Source organism: Actinoplanes sp. 13, assembly GCF_056134165.1.
The window spans coordinates 1-17,350 of sequence record NZ_JBVYOQ010000042.1 but is presented as its reverse complement, the minus strand read 5'-3'; the positions used below and the strand labels follow the sequence as shown (position 1 = coordinate 17,350).

The 17,350-nt window shown below is 70.3% G+C and carries 20 protein-coding genes and 1 tRNA gene; 10 read left to right on the top strand and 11 right to left on the bottom strand.

Going from position 1 to position 17,350, the window contains the following annotated elements; genetic code table 11:
• The first annotated feature begins 1 nt into the window (after window position 1).
• Both AC0NH5_RS40300 and AC0NH5_RS40295 read left to right on the top strand, forming a co-directional pair.
• Window positions 2–1,495, top strand: a complete 1,494-nt coding sequence (locus AC0NH5_RS40300; RefSeq protein WP_474413241.1) for a DUF4407 domain-containing protein — start codon at window positions 2–4, stop codon at window positions 1,493–1,495.
• Window positions 1,492–3,048 carry a hypothetical protein gene (locus AC0NH5_RS40295; protein WP_474413239.1) on the top strand — a complete coding sequence of 519 codons (1,557 nt, stop codon included), beginning with the start codon at window positions 1,492–1,494 and terminating at the stop codon, window positions 3,046–3,048. The genes AC0NH5_RS40300 and AC0NH5_RS40295 overlap by 4 nt, the downstream gene beginning before the upstream one ends.
• A gap of 18 nt (window positions 3,049–3,066) precedes the next feature.
• Here AC0NH5_RS40295 and AC0NH5_RS40290 read toward each other — a convergent pair whose 3' ends face one another.
• The 6 genes from AC0NH5_RS40290 to AC0NH5_RS40265 are packed head-to-tail and all read right to left on the bottom strand — an operon-like array spanning window position 3,067 to window position 8,694.
• Entirely contained in the window at window positions 3,067–4,638 is a 1,572-nt protein-coding gene (locus tag AC0NH5_RS40290) for a SpoIIE family protein phosphatase (protein WP_474413237.1), read from the bottom strand.
• Window positions 4,635–5,987 carry an ATP-binding protein gene (locus AC0NH5_RS40285; RefSeq protein WP_474413235.1) on the bottom strand — a complete coding sequence of 451 codons (1,353 nt, stop codon included), beginning with the start codon at window positions 5,985–5,987 and terminating at the stop codon, window positions 4,635–4,637. Before AC0NH5_RS40285 ends, AC0NH5_RS40290 begins: the two co-directional genes overlap by 4 nt.
• Window positions 5,984–7,015 (bottom strand): SpoIIE family protein phosphatase, encoded by a 1,032-nt coding sequence (locus AC0NH5_RS40280; protein WP_474413233.1) that lies wholly within the window; start codon window positions 7,013–7,015, stop codon window positions 5,984–5,986. Before AC0NH5_RS40280 ends, AC0NH5_RS40285 begins: the two co-directional genes overlap by 4 nt.
• Entirely contained in the window at window positions 7,012–7,416 is a 405-nt protein-coding gene (locus tag AC0NH5_RS40275; protein WP_474413231.1) for an ATP-binding protein, read from the bottom strand. Before AC0NH5_RS40275 ends, AC0NH5_RS40280 begins: the two co-directional genes overlap by 4 nt.
• Window positions 7,413–7,829, bottom strand: a complete 417-nt coding sequence (locus AC0NH5_RS40270) for an STAS domain-containing protein (protein WP_474413229.1) — start codon at window positions 7,827–7,829, stop codon at window positions 7,413–7,415. Before AC0NH5_RS40270 ends, AC0NH5_RS40275 begins: the two co-directional genes overlap by 4 nt.
• Window position 7,830: 1 nt before the next feature.
• Window positions 7,831–8,694: an STAS domain-containing protein gene (locus AC0NH5_RS40265; RefSeq protein WP_474413307.1), complete on the bottom strand. Its 864-nt coding sequence runs from the start codon at window positions 8,692–8,694 to the stop codon at window positions 7,831–7,833.
• Window positions 8,695–8,859: 165 nt separating this feature from the next.
• Here AC0NH5_RS40265 and AC0NH5_RS40260 point away from each other — a divergent pair, with 165 nt between their 5' ends.
• From AC0NH5_RS40260 to AC0NH5_RS40250, 3 genes are all read left to right on the top strand, one after another.
• A complete protein-coding gene (locus AC0NH5_RS40260) occupies window positions 8,860–9,213 on the top strand; it encodes an STAS domain-containing protein (RefSeq protein WP_474413227.1) in 354 nt (117 codons plus the stop codon).
• A gap of 121 nt (window positions 9,214–9,334) precedes the next feature.
• Window positions 9,335–9,781: a large conductance mechanosensitive channel protein MscL gene (mscL, locus tag AC0NH5_RS40255; protein ID WP_474413305.1), complete on the top strand. Its 447-nt coding sequence runs from the start codon at window positions 9,335–9,337 to the stop codon at window positions 9,779–9,781.
• 63 nt (window positions 9,782–9,844) lie between these two features.
• Window positions 9,845–10,078, top strand: a complete 234-nt coding sequence (locus tag AC0NH5_RS40250) for a hypothetical protein (protein WP_474413225.1) — start codon at window positions 9,845–9,847, stop codon at window positions 10,076–10,078.
• Between the two features lie 64 nt (window positions 10,079–10,142).
• On the opposite strand, the gene AC0NH5_RS40245 is transcribed toward AC0NH5_RS40250, so the two are convergent.
• Window positions 10,143–10,976 carry a zf-HC2 domain-containing protein gene (locus tag AC0NH5_RS40245; RefSeq protein ID WP_474413223.1) on the bottom strand — a complete coding sequence of 278 codons (834 nt, stop codon included), beginning with the start codon at window positions 10,974–10,976 and terminating at the stop codon, window positions 10,143–10,145.
• Between the two features lie 90 nt (window positions 10,977–11,066).
• Complete coding sequence (locus AC0NH5_RS40240; protein WP_474413221.1) at window positions 11,067–11,708, bottom strand: CGNR zinc finger domain-containing protein; 642 nt, start codon at window positions 11,706–11,708, stop codon at window positions 11,067–11,069.
• Between the two features lie 153 nt (window positions 11,709–11,861).
• Here AC0NH5_RS40240 and AC0NH5_RS40235 point away from each other — a divergent pair, with 153 nt between their 5' ends.
• Window positions 11,862–12,644: a L,D-transpeptidase family protein gene (locus AC0NH5_RS40235; protein ID WP_474413219.1), complete on the top strand. Its 783-nt coding sequence runs from the start codon at window positions 11,862–11,864 to the stop codon at window positions 12,642–12,644.
• Here AC0NH5_RS40235 and AC0NH5_RS40230 read toward each other — a convergent pair.
• Window positions 12,638–13,033, bottom strand: a complete 396-nt coding sequence (locus AC0NH5_RS40230) for a hypothetical protein (RefSeq protein ID WP_474413217.1) — start codon at window positions 13,031–13,033, stop codon at window positions 12,638–12,640. The two genes, AC0NH5_RS40235 and AC0NH5_RS40230, sit on opposite strands and share 7 nt — an antisense overlap.
• 249 nt (window positions 13,034–13,282) lie before the next feature.
• Between AC0NH5_RS40230 and AC0NH5_RS40225 the strand changes: the two genes are divergently transcribed.
• Both AC0NH5_RS40225 and AC0NH5_RS40220 read left to right on the top strand, forming a co-directional pair.
• A complete protein-coding gene (locus AC0NH5_RS40225) occupies window positions 13,283–13,612 on the top strand; it encodes a hypothetical protein (protein WP_474413215.1) in 330 nt (109 codons plus the stop codon).
• Between the two features lie 204 nt (window positions 13,613–13,816).
• Window positions 13,817–14,617, top strand: a complete 801-nt coding sequence (locus AC0NH5_RS40220) for a phosphotransferase family protein (protein WP_474413213.1) — start codon at window positions 13,817–13,819, stop codon at window positions 14,615–14,617.
• Window positions 14,618–14,654: 37 nt separating this feature from the next.
• Here the strand turns inward: AC0NH5_RS40220 and AC0NH5_RS40215 are convergent, their stop codons facing one another.
• Window positions 14,655–14,840 (bottom strand): hypothetical protein, encoded by a 186-nt coding sequence (locus tag AC0NH5_RS40215; protein WP_474413211.1) that lies wholly within the window; start codon window positions 14,838–14,840, stop codon window positions 14,655–14,657.
• Between the two features lie 84 nt (window positions 14,841–14,924).
• Window positions 14,925–14,996: transfer RNA gene (locus AC0NH5_RS40210), tRNA-Lys, on the bottom strand.
• Window positions 14,997–15,299: 303 nt separating this feature from the next.
• Between AC0NH5_RS40210 and AC0NH5_RS40205 the strand changes: the two genes are divergently transcribed.
• Together AC0NH5_RS40205 and AC0NH5_RS40200 are read left to right on the top strand one after the other, a co-directional pair.
• On the top strand, window positions 15,300–15,914 hold the full coding sequence (locus AC0NH5_RS40205) for an RICIN domain-containing protein (protein ID WP_474413209.1): 615 nt from the start codon (window positions 15,300–15,302) through the stop codon (window positions 15,912–15,914).
• A gap of 73 nt (window positions 15,915–15,987) precedes the next feature.
• Window positions 15,988–17,202 carry a phytase gene (locus AC0NH5_RS40200; RefSeq protein WP_474413207.1) on the top strand — a complete coding sequence of 405 codons (1,215 nt, stop codon included), beginning with the start codon at window positions 15,988–15,990 and terminating at the stop codon, window positions 17,200–17,202.
• Window positions 17,203–17,350 lie beyond the last annotated feature (148 nt).

Sequence of the window (17,350 nt, the reverse complement as noted above, 5' to 3'; positions counted from 1 at the left end):
CATGCCTGATCTCGACCGACACGCCACCGGCACGCTGCTGTGCCGGCTCGGCGGCGCGGATACCGAAGTGCTGCGCCTGGCGCCCAAAGCGCGCCGTGAATACATCGCGATGGCGCTCGTCCTGCTCGCCACCGCCTCCCTCGCGGTGGCCTCGATGACGTTCGCCATGACCGACGGGCTGAAGGCGCATCCCGCGATCGCGTTGCTCGTCGGCCTGTTCTGGGGCATCGTCATCATCACCATCGACCGGGCGCTCATCATCAACCTGAAGCCCAAGGGCAGCAGGTGGCGGATGTTCCTGATGATCGTGCCCCGGCTCCTGATGGCGGCGCTGCTCGGCGCGGTGATCTCCACCCCACTCACCCTGCGGATCTTCAGTGACGAGATCGCGACGCAGATGACCCAGGACCAGATCGTGGCCGCCAACGCCGCCGCGCAGGAGCTGGCGTCCGGCGACCTCAAGGGCCTGCTCGACAGCAAAGAGGCCGAGGTCAAGCGGTACGAGGAGATCGTCGCGGGCAACTACTCGTACACCGCGCCGGCCCTCACGCAGACACAGCAGGAGCACGCCACGGCCAAGGCCGCGTACGACGCCAAGCAGAAGGAGACCGAAACCGCGTACCGCAAGTGGCAGTGCGAGCTCTACGGCGTCGGCTGCGAGGGCACCAGCAAGAAGAACGGCAACGGGCCGCTCGCCCAGGCCCTGCAGAAGGAGTACCAGACCCGCAAGGCCGAGGCGCAGCGAGCGCTGCGGCTGGTCAACTCCAAGCAGCGGGCGCTGTCCGGGGCCGAACGGCAGAACACCGAGGACGCCGAGGAGGCGCTGGCTACCGCGCAGACCGACGCCGAGAAGCAACTCGCCCTCCTGCGGCCGCAGCGGGACGCGCTGCAGCAGCAGTTGCAGGCGCTCAACGACGCGGCGCAGGCGAAGCGCTCGGACGGCCTGCTGGCCCAGCTCGTGGCCCTCGGCCACCTGGGTGACCAGAGCGAGATGGCGCGGTTGGCGCACCTGCTCCTGGCGGCGCTGTTGTTCATGGTCGAGCTGCTGCCGGTCGCGATCAAGACGCTCAGCGCCGCCGGTCCCACCACGGTGTACGAACGGGCCGAGAAACTCGACGACGATCGTGTGCTGAAGCTGGCCGCGGCGAAGGCCGGCCGGGAACAGGCCAAACAGGCGGAGCTCGACCAGCAGGCGATCGACTCCGAGATGAGGGTGGCGAAAAAGGTCCAGGCAAGGGTGGAGGAGGTGGTCACCGAGATCGCCATGGTGGCGGTCGACCAGTGGGGCGCGGAGGTACGGCGATCCACGGCCGCCTTCGCCCAGCAGCAGCAACCGCTGCCGGGCCGGCCGGTCGGGACCCCGCACCCGCCGCAGGTCACCGGGCAGCCCGGTCCCTACAACCTGCCGCAGGCCAGAAGCCCGCAGAATCCGCCCGGTGTCGGCCATCCCCAGGTCGGCGGCAACGTCCAGCCCGGTGGGGGTTCGCAGCCATGAGCGCGGCACCCGACTTCGCGCCCTCCTGGGGCGACGACGCCGACTGGGCCGGGCTGCTGCTTCTCATCGTGCCCGCCGCACCGCTGCCGGCACCGGCCGAGGACCTGGCCCGGTCGGTCCGCGACCGGATCGAGAGCGACGCGGCACTCTACGACGTGGTGACGGTCGCCCACGGCCCGTCGCCCGTCCGGTTCCCGTCCGTGGCCGACTGGCGGCGCGCCCTGCTGACCTCGCTGATCCGGGCCGCCACGCCGGACGGGCATTTCCTCGCGCCGCGCGGCATCCTCGTCACGGTCACCGTCGGGGAGGCCGAGGAGGACGTCCGGTGGGTGCTGGACCGGCTGAGCGCCGATGAGGCGCTGGGCCGCTTCAACTCGCTGAACTACGGCCGCCGGGTCCGCCGGGACCCGCGCCACGGCGGCATCGACCTGGTCACCGTCGAGGCGATCGCCGACGTAGCGGCGAAGGGCATGGCCTATCACGAGCAGCGCCCGGACCGGGCCGTCGGTGAGTCGGTCTTCCACGCCGAGGTCGACCGGCTCGTCCGGGAGGGTCTGATCAGCAGGGAAGAAATCACTGTCGTACGGCCGGAACCGCCGGCCGCGGCTCAGCCAAGTCCGCCTGCTCCACCGACTCCGCCTGCTCCGCAGCCCTCGCCGCCGCAGGGCCGGGCGACCGCGCCGGCACCACCGCCGACTTCCGCGCTCCCGGTGGCACCGCCCCCTCCGCGGCCGCGGACACCCGTCTTCCACCCGGGGGACGACATGGTCCTGGTCGACAGCCGGCCGGCGCTGACTCGCCTCCGCGGTCCGGCGCCCACGGACGCCGACGCGGTCGACCGGCTCAGCAGGAGCACCGATGCGGTGGCGCTGGTGTACTTCGTGGTGGTTCCCGACGAGGAGCCCGGCGCCCGCAAGGTCGGCCGGGACCATCGGGCACTGGCCTCGAGCCTGGACCGGCTGCTGGCCACGGTCTCCGCCGACGCCCTGACCGGGCGGCCGGTGCGTGCGGTCGTCGAGGTGGTCACGGCGACCGATCCGTTGCACCGGCACGGCGTGCTGCGGCCCGCCGGCGAGCTGGCCGAGAACCACCTGCCCAAGATCCCCGCCGAACTCTTCGATCACGCCCGGACGGTCGAGGGACTGCTGAACGCGGGCGAGCGCACGGCAATCGCGCTCCAGGCCCGGGGCGTCGACGTCCTCAGCCTGCACTGCATATTTCTGTCGAGCGTCGCACTGCACGAGGCGACCACCTCCGGCGCCGAGTGGGAGAGGCTCCTCGACCGGGCCCGGGTCACCTGGATCGAATGCGGCCCGCACCGGCCGGCCGGCGATCAGGAACCGCTCCAGATCCCGGCCTCGCCGTACGGCTTCCATCTCGTGTCCGATCGGCACGACGTCGCCACCCTGGTCCGCGAGGAGTCGGCGGTCCTCTACCGGTACCGGCTGCCGGCGCATCCGGTCGACGCCGCCGTGGCGCGCGGCGGGACGGCAGCCGAACCGGCAGGCCGCCGCCCGGGGTGGCTGAAGGGCTGGCGCAAGCGTGCCGATTGACCCGGGACGCGTGAGCGGTCAGGCGGTGCGGCGCAGGGCGACCACGGCGATGTCGTCGGCCTGCTCGCCCGGGCCGGCCAGCTGGGTGAGCAGGCGGCGGCAGAACACGTCGAGGTCCGCCTCGACCTCGCCGGCGCAGACCGCGAGCGCGGCCAGACCCTCGTCGATGTCCGCGTCGCGGCGCTCGATCAGGCCGTCGGTGTAGAGCACCAGCGTGGCGCCCGGGGGCAGGGTGTACTCCAGCTCCTTGCGGCGCGGCGCGTCGATGCCGAGCAGCGGGCCGCGCGGATCCAGGAAATGCACCTCGCCGTCGATGTGCACCAGCGGCGGCAGGTGCCCGGCGCCGGCCATCCGGATGTGCCCGGTGGCCGGGTCGAGGGTGAGCAGGCAGAGGGTGGCGGAGTCGGCCGGCAGGACGGTCCGCATGAAGCGGTTGACCAGCTCCAGCACGGCGCCGGGCGGGTGGCCCTCGACCGCGTACGCCCGGACCGCGTGCCGCAGCTCGGCCATCACCGTGGCGGCGTGCAGGGAGTGCCCCGCCACGTCCCCGATGGCCACCAGCAGCTGCCCGTCGAGCACGGTCAACTCGTAGAAGTCGCCGCCCACCTCGGTCTGCGAGCCGGCCGGCTCGTACAGCACGGCCCGCTCGACGCCGGGCACGTCGGGCAGCCGGGACTGCAGCAGGCTGCGCTGGAGCGTGACCGCGATCCGGTGCTCCTCGTCGAACGACCGCTGCGCCTCCACCGCGGCGGCGACCGCCTGGGAGAGCTGTCGCAGCACCGGGAACCCGGGGGTCTGGGAGCTGCCGGGCACGGCCACATAAACCGGGGGCCGGTCGGCCCGGAGCCGGGCAGCCGCGACCGCGGCCGTCTCGCCCTCCGGCCACTCGACGACGTCCCAGTCCGCGGCGTCGTCGGTGCGCACCAGGGAGCCGACCGCCACCCGGTGGCTCGGGACCGCCCATCGGCGTACCGAAGCGGGTTTGCCGACCGCGGCCAGGCTCTCCCCCTCGGAGGTCTCCGCCACCACCACGACTGGACCGCCGAAGATGTCCTGAGCGCCTTCGGCGGCCACACCGAGCAGCGCGGGCAGGGTGGACGCCGAGTTGATCGCCAGCGTGGTCTCGGCCAGCCGGATCATCCGCTCGGCGAACAGCTCGGCCCGCTGCCGGGCCCGGTAATAACGCAGCACCGCCTGGGCGGTCGCGATCAGCTCGTCCGGCTCGATCGGCTCGACCAGATAGGCGTCGGCGCCGCGGTTCAGTCCCTGGGCCCGGTCGTTCACGTCCACGGCGTGCGCGGAGACGTGGATGACCGGTAGCACGCCGTACCGCGGATCGGTCTTGATCCGTTCGCAGACCTCGAAGCCGCTCATGTCCGGCAGCTTCACGTCCAGCACGACCAGGTCGGCGTCGGCCTCCAGCAGGCGGCTCAGCGCCTCGCCGCCGGTCTCCGCCTCCAGGACCGTGAAACCGGCCCGGGTCAGCCAGCTGACCAGCAGGTAACGTTTGGTGGCGCTGTCGTCGACGATCAGGATGGTGGCTTTCGCCGGCGCTTCGACGAGCTTCCCGCTCCGGGAAGGCTCGGTCATGACGCTGAGACCGGGATCTGCACGGTGAAGGTACTGCCCACGCCCGGGGCGGAGTCGACCCGCAGGCCACCGCCGAGGATGCCGGCCAGACGACGCGCGTAGGGCAGGCCCAGGCCGGTGCCCTTGCCGCTCACCGGCTTGCTCCCGGGAACCTGGTAGAACTCCTCGAAGATCCGCTCGTGCAGCTCCGGCGGGATGCCCGTGCCGGTGTCGGTGACCACGAACGCCACCTCGTCGCCGATGGGGCGCGCGCTCAGGCGCACCGCTCCGGTCTCGGTGAACTTGAGCGCGTTGGTCAGCAGGTTGCGCAGCACCTGGGCGAGCAGCACCTCGTCGGACCGGATCACGGCGACGGCCGGCTCATCGATGATGAAGTCGACCTCCGGCCGGGTCGCCAGCGGCCGCAGCGTGCCGCGCAGCTGACCGAACATCGCCTTCAGGTCCACATCGGACCAGTTCGGCTCGATCCGTCCGGCCTCCGCCTTGGCCAGGTCGAGCAGGCCGTTCACCAGGGTCAGCAGGTCGGTCGCCGAGCTGCGGATCAGCTCCACCTGCCGGCTCTGCTCGTCGGTGAGCGCCTCCGAGCCGGGGTCGGTCAGCAACCGCCCCAACCCGATGATCGCGGTGACCGGCGCCCGCAGCTCGTGGCTGACGTTGGCCAGGAACCGGCTCTTCGCCTCGCTGGCGGCGCGCAGCTGCACCGACTTCTCGTCGAGCTCGGCGTAGAGCGCGACCACGCCGCGGTTGGTCTCCTCCAGCTCTTCGGAGAGCTGGTGGTAGAGCGCCATCACGCCGCGGTTGGTCTCCTCCAGCTCGGCGTTGAGCCGGGCGAGGTCGTCGCGCTGCGCACGCACCTCGTCGAGCGCCGCGATGAGCTGCTGGTTCTGCACTGCCAACTCGTCCAGGGGACTACCGGGCACATGGCCGGCCAGTCCGGCACGGATCTCGTCCATACGGCCCGGAGTCAGAGCGGGCGAGCCCGGCGGCAACCGCCGAGCAATCCGGACGACCGTTCCGGAACCACCATCGTCGACCTCCATCGTGTCGACCAGACGGCCGACCTGCTGCAACTGCTCAGCCAGCCGGGACGCCTCGCCGGGCGCGGGATGCGCCATCGCCACCTGCAGACTTGGTACCCCGTAGGACACGACGGTGAACGCTACGTCGGCATCCGGGCCCGCGGCGAGCAGCACGCGCCCCACCTCACTGAGCGCGGTGGCCATCCGGGTCTGATCCTGGATCTCCAGGCCGACGGCACGGGCCACCTCCCGGCCGAGCTGCCGGACCACGAAGATGTCCTGCTCCACGCGCAGGCGCATGCGCATCAGCGGCTCGGGCTTCGGCGTCATGACCACCGGGCCACCAGAACGCCGGCGTCGTCCCGGCGGGTACCCGCGTCCCGCAGAACTGTGGCCGCGATCACTTCGAGCGAGTGGCTGAACAGGCCGGGGTAGTCCGCCGGGCGCCAGCGGTCCACCACACCGTCGGTGTGCATCATCACGACCGAGTCGTGGGTGAGCGGGTAGTCGTACTCGCGGATCTGCCGTCGCTGGTGGCCGGCGATGCCGGGCATCGAGACCATGCCGCGCCGGTTGCCGTCCGGCCCGAACACCGTTCCGCTGATGTTGCCGAGGCCGGCGTAGCGGACCAGGCCGGCGGCCCGGTCCAGTTCGGCGACCGCGAGCGCGGCGCCACGGGTGTGCCCGAGCGCGCGGTGCAGCGCCTCCACCACCACGGCGGGTGGGGCGGCCGGTGTCTTCCGGAACGCGCGCACCGCCTCGATCGAGGCGGCGGCGGCCAGGCCGCCGTGCCCCAGGCCGTCACAGACCAGGACCTGCCGGCGGTCGTCGACGTCGCGGATCGCGTACGCGTCGCCGCTCGCGGTCTCACCGGGCATCGGCCGGGTCACTCCGGCCGCCCAGGAGCGCTCCGGTGCTTCCGACGGCCACATCTGCACGGCCAGGACGGTGCCCTTGCCCGGGATCGAGTGCAGGTCCCACCGGCTGGCCTGGCGCAGGATCGCGCCCAGGCCGATGCCCAGGGTCCCGGCGGTGGAGTGCCCGTCACCGATCGCCCGGGAGACGTCTTCCATGCCGGGCCCGCTGTCGATCGCGATCAGCTCGACCCCGGCCTGCTCCGCGGTGCGGACCGTGCGGACCAGCATGACGCCCTGCTCGGCGTGCTTGACGAGGTTCCCGGCCGCCTCGGCCGTCACTATCGACAGATCCGCGACGACCTTCTCCGGCATTCCGAGCTCGGTCGCGAGGCGCTCGGCGGCGCGGCGGACGGTGGCCGCCGTCCCGGCGGCCTCCACCCGGAACCAGGCCCCTCCGTCCAGGAGCCCTTCGGGTAGCGACGCCACCGTGCCTCCGCTCATCGGCACCACTTGACAACGGTAATCGTGGTGCCCTTACCGGACTCGGTCTCGATCTGGAACTCGTCGACCAGACGGCGTGCACCGCTGAGACCCAGACCGAGTCCGCCGCCGGTGGTATAGCCGTCGGTGAGAGCCAGTTCAAGATCGGCGATACCCGGACCCTGGTCGGCGAAAACGATCCGGATGCCGTTTCTGCGCTCGTTCTGCACCCGGGTCACCTCGACGGTGCCACCCCCGCCGTAGACCAGCGTGTTGCGAGCCAGCTCGCTCGCCGCGGTGACCAGCTTGGTCTGGTCGACCAGCGACAGCTTCACCGCCACCGAGACGGTACGCACCAGCTGCCGCACCCGGACGACGTCCTGGTCGGTGACCACCGGAATCTGCTGGCTCTCCCCGCTCACGGCGTGGTTACCGCTGCCGAGTCGGCATCGTCCTCGTCCTCGTCCAGCTCCAGGTCGTCCTCGCGGCTGCGGGCGAGCAGCTCGATGCCGAGCTCGACGTTGAGGGCCGTACGAATGCCGGGCAGGGACAGCCCCAGCTCGACCAGGGTGATCGCCACTGCCGGGCGCATCCCGACCACGACGGTCTCAGCGTCCAGCACCCGGGAGACCGAGGCGATGGTGGCCAGCGTGCGGCCGACGAACGAGTCGACGATGTCCAACGCGCTGATGTCGATGATCACACCGTGGCAGCCGGTCGCCACGATGCGGTCGGCCAGGTCCTCCTGCAGTTGGAGGGCGACCTGGTCCTCCATGTCGATCTGGATCGACACCAGGAGGATGCCACCGATCTTCAGGACCGGGACCCGCTCCACCTCAGCGCTCCGCGCGCTTCGTCGTGCCCGCCCGCTGCTGTTGCCGGGTCTTGCCGATGACGTGCCGCAGCGCGTCGGCCAGCGACGACTTCGTAGCGATGTCGCCGAACTCGATGCCGAGGGCGACGATGGTCTGCGCGATCTGCGGGCGGATGCCGGAGATGATGCAGTCGGCGCCCATCAGCCGGGCGGCCACCACGGTCTTCAGGATGTGCTGGGCCACCTGGGTGTCGACCGCCGGCACGCCGGTGATGTCGATGATCGCGTACGGCGAGCCGGTGTCCACCAGCGTCTGCAGGAGCCGCTCCATCACCACCTGGGCCCGGGCCGAGTCCAGCGTCCCCACCAGCGGCACGGCCACCACGCCGTCCCACAGCTTCACCACCGGGGTGGAGAGCTCGAGCAACTGCTCCGCCTGGTCGACGATGAGCGACTCGCGCACCTGCACATAGGCCTCGAAGGTGAACAGTGCCGCCCGGTCCACGAACGCCGAGAACGCCACGTAGTCCCGCAGGGCCGCGGCGTCGGTCTGGTCACCGACCAACTCCAGCATCGCGTCCTTGAGCGTGTAGACGCTGATCGCCGTCTCGGTCGCCGAGAAACCCTGCCGGGCCCGGTTGCTGGACAACTCGGTCAGCTGGGCGCGTAACTCGGCCGCCGACTCGTCGGTCAGCTCCACCGCACCGGCGGCGAGCGCCTGCTGGAAACTCTTCTGCAGGTCGGCCGTCTGCCGCTGAAGCTCGGCGCCGCTGAGCCGGCCCTTCAGGCCGCTCGCGACCAGCTCCGCCCACCGGGCCGTTAGTGGCTCCGCATGACGCTTCAACAGGTCGGCGAAGCGACTCGCCTCGTCCGAACTCAGCGCCATCGCTGCCTCCCCCACCACACGCTCCGTGCGCAACGGCCGGACTTTACCATCAGGGGGTTCGTTACTTGCTGTAGACCAACTAACGGACACAGGTCAAGCTTCGTCCTGTTCTGCGCATCCCCCGGTACTTGGAGTACCGTTCAGCAATAACTGGAGGTCGGTCGAATGTCCCTGACGGTACAAACGGAACAACGTGGCGACGTGGTGGTCGTGTCGGTCGCCGGCGAGCTCGACATGGCGACCGCACCTCAGCTGCAGGACCAGATCAGCGACCTGCTGGAGAAGGGTCGCACGCAGCTGGTCTTCGACCTCGCCGAGGTGTCGTTCTGCGACTCGACCGGCCTGTCGGTCTTCGTCCGCGCGAAGAACAGCACCGACGACGCCGGCGGGACCGTGCGGCTGGCCGCCCCACAGCGTGGCGTGCTCCGCATCCTCGAGGTGAGCGGTCTGGTCGAGGTGCTCCACACGTACCCGACGGTGGACGAGGCGGTCGCGGCCGACGAGCCCGCGCTCGACTGATCTTCCAACACGCCCAGTCTCGATATCTTTCGGTCCGACCGGTCGGCGTAGTTTGTCGCCGACCGGCGGCGGGCACCCGTTGCCGGACGACAATCGGCCCCCGGGAGTGCCCGTGAGCAAGATGCTCCAAGGATTCAAAGACTTCATCATGCGCGGCAACGTCGTCGACCTCGCGGTCGGCGTCGTCATCGGTGCCGCGTTCACCACCGTGGTGACCAGCTTCACCAACGCCTTCCTGAAGCCGCTGATCCAGCTGATCAGCGGCGGCACCGGCCTCAAGAAGGGCATCTTCACCGTCGACGGGGTGGAGTTCGACTACGCCTCGTTCATCAACGCGCTCATCACCTTCGCGTTGACCGCCGCGGTCCTCTACTTCCTGGTGGTCTTCCCGCTGAACAGGCTGGCCGAGCGCCGCCGCAGCGGCGAGGAGCCGCCGCCGAAGGCCCCCAGCGAGGAGGTCAAGCTGCTCACCGAGATCCGCGACGCGATGCTGCGCGGCCAGGGTCACCAGGTCTCCAACAGCGCCCTCGACGAGGTGCTCGGCCGCGACCCGCAGCAACCGCGCTGACACGTACCGAAAAAGATCCGCCCTCCCGGCGCTGTTCGAACATTTGTTCGATACAGTGCCGGGATGGAGCAGCGAAAGCACTGGTGGAACGGCAAGTGGGGACGCCTCGCCCGGAAGGATGTCTACCTTCGGACAAGCGGCGACCAGTGGTATGTGGAGCAGCGCGCCGGAGGCTCCGACGGCGTTTCGCACTTCTTCGAGTACGACAGTGAGGACGCCGCCCTCGACATGGTCCGCGCCCTGCTGGCCGGCTCCGACGAGTGGCGCGAGCTCTCGGTCCGACCACCGGCCCGCTGATCAGCCCGCCCTGCTTCGGTCCGCCCTGGTCCACCCGCTCGGGCCGCTGATCAAGCCGCTGCTCCTAGGCCGCGCGACGGCCGTCCTCCGAAGCGGTCAGCGCACCTGAAGCGGTCAGCGGTCCGGACGGCGGCGGCAGCAACCGCAGTCCCGGCCGGGGGGCAGCCGCCACCTCCTCCTCGGCTCCCTCGGGTGCCGTGTCGAAGCGGGCCCGCCATCCGGTCCCGATCCGGTCACCCGGTGGCCGGGCGGCTCCGCCGGCCCCCCGCGACAACGCCAGCACCAGCACGTACCCGGCGATCACGAAACCGTGGCCGACCAGCCGGGCGACATCCACCCGGCCCCCGGTGAGGTCGTTCACCGAGAGCAGCAGCAGCATCGCGACGAAAGCGGTGAGCATCGGCACCAGACCGGTCGGCCGGGTCCGGCGCAGCGCGATGAAGAGGTAACCGGCGCCCACCGCCACGTTCCAGGCGGCCGACTCGTGCCAGAGGTGCCCGGGCGTCGCGTTCAGCCCACCGTGCTCGTGCCCGGCGCTCACCCCGCCGCCCACCTGGGTCAGGCCCAGAATGAGCTGGACCGTGCCGACCACTGCCAGCGCGACGTACAGCACCGTCGCCACCGGGATCCGCCACCGCCGCGGCTGCCCCACCAGCGGTGTGACCGGGGCCGGCGGCACCTCCATCGGGGGCAGCGCGGCCAGGATCGCCGCGCTCAGGTCCGGCACCATCGCGGCCGGCCCGGTGCGCGTCAGCCGGTTGACCGTCGCCGCCCGGTCCAGCCAGTCCCGGCAGCCGGCGCACCCGGCCAGGTGCTCGTCGACCAACGGCCGCAAGCCCGGGTCGTCCTCGCCGTCCAACTGCGCGGAGAGCATCTCGCGCCACCGCTCACATGCCATGTCCCCATAGTCGTCCGGGGAGGCCGTCCAGTTCCAGCCGGGTGGCCATCCAACCAGGTGAACGCTCGGCAGAGCCGAAATCCGGCCGGATCAGCGCCGCTCGGGCGACGGAGCCGGTGCCGCCCCGCCGGCCTGCTGCTCGCCGGTGTGGCCGAGCAACCGCCGGCGCTCCCGGAACGCCCGCAGGTTCGCCGTGTTCCCGCAGGTGCTGACGTCGTGCCAGACACCGCTGTTGTTCCGCGAGGTGTCGAAGAAGGCCGCCCGGCAGGCGGTGTTGTGACACAGCTTGAGCCGCGGCCAGAGCCCCGCCTGCTGGGCGAGCAGCGCCTCGGCCCACAGCGCGGAGGCCAGCCAGCGGGTACCCCGCCCGGTCGGCACCACCCGGACCCAGCCGTCCGCGTCCGGCACCAGACTCACCTGCACGTCGGCGGGCGGCAGAGTGCCGTCCGGCTCCGGTCTCGCCCCGGCAAGCACCACGTTCTCGAAGGCGGCACGCAGCCGGCGCATCGAGCGCAGATCGGTCGCGGAGAGCAGCAGCGTCGGCCCGGGCAGCCCGGAGACCCGGGACCAGGTCCCGAGGGTCTCGGTCACCCACCACTGGGCGTCCTCGGCGGTGCCGAGCAGGTCCGGCCCGTACGACATCGTGGCGCGCGTGTTCAGCAGCTCCTGAACGAGCGCGAACCCGCCGGGCGCCTCCCGCACGCCGTGCCGTGCGCTGGCCCTCCATGACATAGCCAAAGGGTACTCGGCTCTTTATGCGCAATGGCCCCGGCAGGCCACCACCGGCGAGTGATTGATCAACAAAGGCGCCGGGGCCATTGTGAAGGGGTCTCTACAATGACCCGACCACCAGCGAGGGGAGGATCCGTGCGGAGAGTCGTGGCGATGACCGTCACCGCAGTGACGGCACTGACGCTGGCCGCCGGGTGCGACTCCGGTGAGCCGACTGCGAACGGCCCCGCGCCACCCGTACCCCCCTCGCCGTCGCCGAGCGCGCCCAGCGCACCGGCCGAACCGTCGTCGCCCGGCGCGACCCCCTCCGCGCCGCCCACCGCGACCGCCGCGCCGAGGCCGAAAAAGCTGAAGTCCGGCGCCAAGGGCGCCGCCGTCGTGGAGCTGCAGAACAGGCTCACCGAGCTCGGGTACTGGAACGGCAAGGCCGACGGCAAGTTCGGTTCGACCACGCAGCAGGCCGTGTTCGCCCTGCAGAAAGCCGCCGGTCTGGGCCGCGACGGCACGGTCGGGTCGAAGACGTGGAAAGCGCTGGACGCCGGCGTGCGCCCGAAAGCGAGATCCACCAGCGGCCGCATCGTCGAGATCGACCTGAAACGCCAGTTGCTGCTCCTGGTCGATGACGGCCGGATCAGTCAGATCTTCAACACGTCGACCGGCTCGATGGAGTACTACGAGCAGGAGGGCGAGACCTACCTGGCGGACACGCCCCGCGGCAAGTTCCGGGTGAGCCGCCAGATCGACGGCTGGCGCAACGCCCCGCTCGGCCTGCTCTGGCGCCCGAAATACTTCAACGGCGGCATCGCGGTGCACGGCGCGCCCAGCGTGCCGCCCTACCCGGCGTCGCACGGCTGCGCGCGGGTCTCGATCTCCGCGATGAATTGGATGTGGAAGAACGACGCGCTCCCGGTCAAGACCCGCGTCTGGGTCTACTGAAGCGTCAGTTCCCGGGTCCTCCGCCGCGGTGCCGGGATGGCGCCGGCAGTCATGCTCGACGGCCAGGCCGCGCCGTAAAGTTCCGCGCAGATCACCACACCGAGCCACGGCACCCACGGCCCGCGCATCGTCACCGACTCGGTGCCGTGCACGTCCAGGACCAGCGTCCACTCCTCCGGCCGGGGCCACAGCGCCACCACCGACCGCAGCGCGTACTCGGCGTCACCGAGGACCAGCCGCCGGCTGGTGATCACCGCAAGCCGCCGCCCGACCCCGGCCACGTACACCGGAAACCACCCGTACTGCCTCTCGCCGGCCTGCAGCGGAATCGTCGGGCTGACCGCCGCCGGCCGCCCACCGCGTTCCACCAGGCCCGCGAGCAAGCTCATCGAGCGGTATCCCGCCGCCAGCTGCTCAGGGTCGTAAACGGACACCAACAAACTCCGATCTGGACCGGCCGCCCCGTGCGACCCCTTAGACCCTGGCACGTCAGGCTGCCCATGACCAGCGAATACACCCGCCGGGTGAGTGATTCGCCTTCTGGTACGAGTAATCGCACGGCTCTCGAGAGTCACCGCGAGCCCCCGCCACGCCCGGGGCCGCAGCGCGCCCGCCGGGCGTGGCGATACCATCCGCCGATGCCCGAGTGGACGGACGACCTCGCCATCCCGCTGCCGCCGCCGGTCACCGTCGAGCAGCTGGTCGAAGCAGTGTTGCTAGCCACACTCGACGGCATGCCGGAACAACGGATCCTGGGCCGGCTGGCCCGCGATTTCGGCCTCTCCCGGGACGACGCCGCGCTGGCACACGATCGGGTGCACGGCGGGCTGGTCCGGGCCGCCACCGGCAACCCACGGAACCGGCCCGACCCGCTGAAGGATCCGGTGGCCGCCGAGGCCTTCGACCGCGGCACCCGGGACCCGGCGCTGATCACCCGGATCCACCCCGGCTTCAGCTCCGGCGACTGACCCGGCGCCGCCACCTGCCGCGTCTCCGGTCCGCCGGCATGACCTGCACGGACTCGGCCTGGGCAACCGCCTGGGACCACCGCGGCGACTGGCGCGCGCTTGACCCCACACCCGACCTGAGACAGAGTCGTCCGGTGCGGGACGGGTAATGATCTTTCCGAGTCTCTGTCCGATTGGCTGCGGGCCCACCTGAGCAGTCGAGTGGTGATCCATGCCGTCCGCGCTCTGCACGGCGGCGAAAGCCCGTGGTGGATCGATCTGACAACGCCCGGCGGATCGACGTTCGCCGTGATCCTCAGGTCGCCGAGCAGCCGGGTCTCAGCAGAACAGATCTCGACGAACGCGGCGGCGCTCACCGTCGCAGACAAGCACTGTCTGCCGGCCCCGCGCCTGCTCGCATCCGGCTTTCCTGCCGAGATGCCGGTAAGCCTGGAGACAGTCATACCCGGCACGAGCACCTGGCCGGCCGCACCGTCCTACGAGCTGCTGCTGGCGGCAGGTGCGGCGATCGCCAGGGTGCACACCGTCCGCCTCGAACCGCAGCGGCACCTCCCGATCCGCCCACGGCCCATTGCCGTCGACGACTTCGCCGGCGACCGCCGGGCCGGCCGGATGCCCACCACCGCCCTGCTGGAGCAGGCCGACGAACGCATCCAGGCGACGGAGGCGCCGAACACCCCGGCGATCTTCGTGCACGGTGACGTGTGGCCCGGCAACACGGTGGTCGCCGCCGGCCGGGTCCGCGCCCTGATCGACTGGAAGACCGCCGGTGTCGGCAATCCCGGGGTGGATCTGGGTGAGCTGCGCAAACAGGTGGCCATCTGTTACGGCGACGACGCACCGGCACACGTCCTGGACGGTTGGGAGCGTGCCGCCGGCACCCGAGCCGACGACGTCCCCTACTGGGATGCCGTGGCCGCGCTGAACACGCCGACCCAGTTGTACAGCGACCACGCGACACTTCGGCGTGACCGTTTCCTTCGAGCCGCGATGGGCCGGCTATGACCATTCATGTCGGGCGTGCGACAGGGATCTGCGCGCGCTATCGGCACATGTCGCCGAGGTGGCGGGTCACCCGGCCGGCACCGCGATCCACGCACAGCTCACTGGTCCCGCGATCGATCCAATACGTCTGGCCGGCCTCGATGAAGACGGGCTCCCGCAAATGGAACCAGCGGTCCACGACGTCCACCAGGAGGAGCCGGTCAGCGGTCACCAGCTTCGCCACGCCGCCTCCCGAGCGATTGCTGTGAGGAATCCTGGCCCGGACACAGAAAAGCGCCGGCGAACCGGCGCTGACCTGGAGGTTGAGTGGGCCGCCAGGGACTCGAACCCTGAACCTAAGGATTAAAAGTCCTCAGCTCTGCCATTGAGCTAGCAGCCCGCAACAGACAGAGTACCGGTGCGCGACCTTGGAGCCCACCGGGATACCTCAGCAGTGAGGTTTGTACAGCTCACGGGCAGTTCTGTGTGTTCCGGGCGGCGCCGGGTGCCTGGCCGTTCCAGCGTTCGGCAGACTCGCATCGGCATCCTCCCCCACCGACCGTGACCGAATGCGGGGGTAAGCCAAGCAGGCCGCAGCAGCGCGTAAAGGCGCGAGCTTCACAAATCGCACAGCGGGTCACGCCCGGTCGCACCCGCGCCTAGACTGCCGTTACATCGATGCCTTTGGTTCCGCGGGGGAAGCATGAAATGGCTCGCGTCAGTTGTGATCAGCTGCCTGATCGCGGTCGGGGTTGCGGTGGTCACGGGTGCCACGCCCGCTGCCGCGGCCGACCAGACCATCACGCCGATATCCGGGCGGGCGTACCTGATCTACAACGTGTTCACCCGGAAATGCCTGGACGTCGACGGCGCCGGCACGGCCAGCGGCACCTGGGTTCAGCAATGGACCTGTGACCTGGCCTGGAACAAACAATGGTTGATCGATCCGGCGACGGTCAACGGCAAGGCCGCGTACCGGATCCGGCCCCGGCATGCGGCAGGCCTGTGCCTTGCCACCAACGGTTCCCACGACAGCGGGACCGACTATCAGGTCCGGACATGCGGGCCGGGCTGGGACCAGTTCTACCTGATCTCCAAGGCGACGTTCACCAACAACCGGAACATCATGCCGTACTACACGAGCAAAGAGTTCAAGGGCGAGCTTGGATGGCTGGGCCTGTCCATCTGGCCCGGCCCCAACGAATTCAACCAGGGCGAACACGTCAAGAACGTGGCCCGCTTGCCGTACGGGTCGCAGCAGGGCCAGGAGTGGCGGTTCTACGAGGCTCGCGCCGGGAACGTGCCGTACACATCGTGAGTGGAGCGCCGGCGCGCGCGGTGTTAAAGCCTCGGCCACCCGGCTGTTCGCTATGCCGGGCTAGCTTCGATCTATGCACCGTACTGCCGGCCTAGCCGCCTTAGTCGCCCTGACCACGCTTGCCACTTCGCCCGCGCATGCGGCGGAGCGTCCCGCCCGTGAGATCGCCGCTACCGCGGAGACGCCGTCGCTCTTCGACGACCAGGCCGGGGGTGACGCGGACGCGGACGATCCAGCTATCTGGATCAACACGGCTGACAAGGCACGGAGCCTGGTCATCGGGACCGCCAAGAACGGCGGACTGCGGGTGTACGACCTGGCGGGCCGCGAGATCCAGTCGATCGCCACGCCGGAGGGTGGGCGGTTCAACAACGTCGACATCCTGGCCGGCTTCAAGTTGGGCAAGCGCGAGGTCGACATCGCGGTGGTGACCGATCGCGGACTGGACAAGCTCCGGATCTACAAGATCGAGGCGCGCGGCCTGACCGACATCACGGCCGCCGACGTTCCGCTGCTCTTCTCGAAGGACCAGGCGGAGGTCGAGGCGCAGGCAACCGGTTACGGTCTGGCCCTTTATGACAGGTACGCGGTGGTCAGCCGCCGCCACACCACGCGTCTCGGCATCTTCCGGCTGGAAGAACGACACGGCAAGGTCGGCTATCGTACGTCGGACGTGCTCGATCTCCCGCGGGAGTTCCGGCTTCCGGACGGCACGAGCTGGACGCCCTGCCTGGAGCCGGGTGAGGATCCGCAGGTCGAGGGCATGGTCGTGGACGCCGCGGCCGGGGTGCTCTACGCCGCCCAGGAGGACGTGGCGCTCTGGCGTATCAATCTGCGGGGTGGCGCGTTCGCCGGCGTCCCGCGGATCGTCGAGAAGGTCGCTGAGTTCGGCGTCGCCGGCAGGTACGACCCGGAGACCGAGGAGTGTGTGCTCGACACGGCCAACGACCCGGGTTTCGGCGGGCGGATCCGTGCTGACGTCGAGGGCGCCACGATCTATCCGACCGGTAAGCGGGACGGATACCTGATCGTTTCCAGCCAGGGTGACGGCCGCTTCCTCGTCTACGACCGTCGGACCAACCGCCCGCTGACCATCTTCTCCGTGGTGGACGGCCGGCGCACCGATGGTGTCCAGCACTCCGACGGTGCTGCGGTCACCGCTGTGGCGCTACCCGGTTACCCGAAGGGTCTCCTGGTCCTCCACGACGGCGAGAACGTGCCGGACGAGGGTCGCACCAGCACGAACTTCAAGTACGTCGACTGGCGGCAGCTGAACCTGCCCTCCTGACAAATCAGCCCCCAGTCCAGTGTGTGAAGTTGTGGTCGGATTCGCACCTCAACTTCACACACTGGGTTGGGGCCTGGGGAATGCAGAAAGGCCCACCCGAATGTTCGGGTGGGCCTTTCTGTTCACGTTGAGTCCGGCGGCGTCCTAC

Bases quoted from the DNA above. Each gene is read 5' to 3' on its own strand.
- AC0NH5_RS40300 (WP_474413241.1), top strand. From the start codon at position 2: ATGCCTGATCTCGACCGACACGCCACCGGCACGCTGCTGTGCCGGCTC.
- AC0NH5_RS40295 (WP_474413239.1), top strand. From the start codon at position 1,492: ATGAGCGCGGCACCCGACTTCGCGCCCTCCTGGGGCGACGACGCCGAC.
- AC0NH5_RS40290 (WP_474413237.1), bottom strand. From the start codon at position 4,638: ATGACCGAGCCTTCCCGGAGCGGGAAGCTCGTCGAAGCGCCGGCGAAA.
- AC0NH5_RS40285 (WP_474413235.1), bottom strand. From the start codon at position 5,987: ATGACGCCGAAGCCCGAGCCGCTGATGCGCATGCGCCTGCGCGTGGAG.
- AC0NH5_RS40280 (WP_474413233.1), bottom strand. From the start codon at position 7,015: ATGAGCGGAGGCACGGTGGCGTCGCTACCCGAAGGGCTCCTGGACGGA.
- AC0NH5_RS40265 (WP_474413307.1), bottom strand. From the start codon at position 8,694: ATGGCGCTGAGTTCGGACGAGGCGAGTCGCTTCGCCGACCTGTTGAAG.
- AC0NH5_RS40260 (WP_474413227.1), top strand. From the start codon at position 8,860: ATGTCCCTGACGGTACAAACGGAACAACGTGGCGACGTGGTGGTCGTG.
- mscL (WP_474413305.1), top strand. From the start codon at position 9,335: ATGCTCCAAGGATTCAAAGACTTCATCATGCGCGGCAACGTCGTCGAC.
- AC0NH5_RS40250 (WP_474413225.1), top strand. From the start codon at position 9,845: ATGGAGCAGCGAAAGCACTGGTGGAACGGCAAGTGGGGACGCCTCGCC.
- AC0NH5_RS40245 (WP_474413223.1), bottom strand. From the start codon at position 10,976: ATGGCATGTGAGCGGTGGCGCGAGATGCTCTCCGCGCAGTTGGACGGC.
- AC0NH5_RS40240 (WP_474413221.1), bottom strand. From the start codon at position 11,708: ATGTCATGGAGGGCCAGCGCACGGCACGGCGTGCGGGAGGCGCCCGGC.
- AC0NH5_RS40235 (WP_474413219.1), top strand. From the start codon at position 11,862: ATGACCGTCACCGCAGTGACGGCACTGACGCTGGCCGCCGGGTGCGAC.
- AC0NH5_RS40230 (WP_474413217.1), bottom strand. From the start codon at position 13,033: ATGAGCTTGCTCGCGGGCCTGGTGGAACGCGGTGGGCGGCCGGCGGCG.
- AC0NH5_RS40225 (WP_474413215.1), top strand. From the start codon at position 13,283: ATGCCCGAGTGGACGGACGACCTCGCCATCCCGCTGCCGCCGCCGGTC.
- AC0NH5_RS40205 (WP_474413209.1), top strand. From the start codon at position 15,300: ATGAAATGGCTCGCGTCAGTTGTGATCAGCTGCCTGATCGCGGTCGGG.
- AC0NH5_RS40200 (WP_474413207.1), top strand. From the start codon at position 15,988: ATGCACCGTACTGCCGGCCTAGCCGCCTTAGTCGCCCTGACCACGCTT.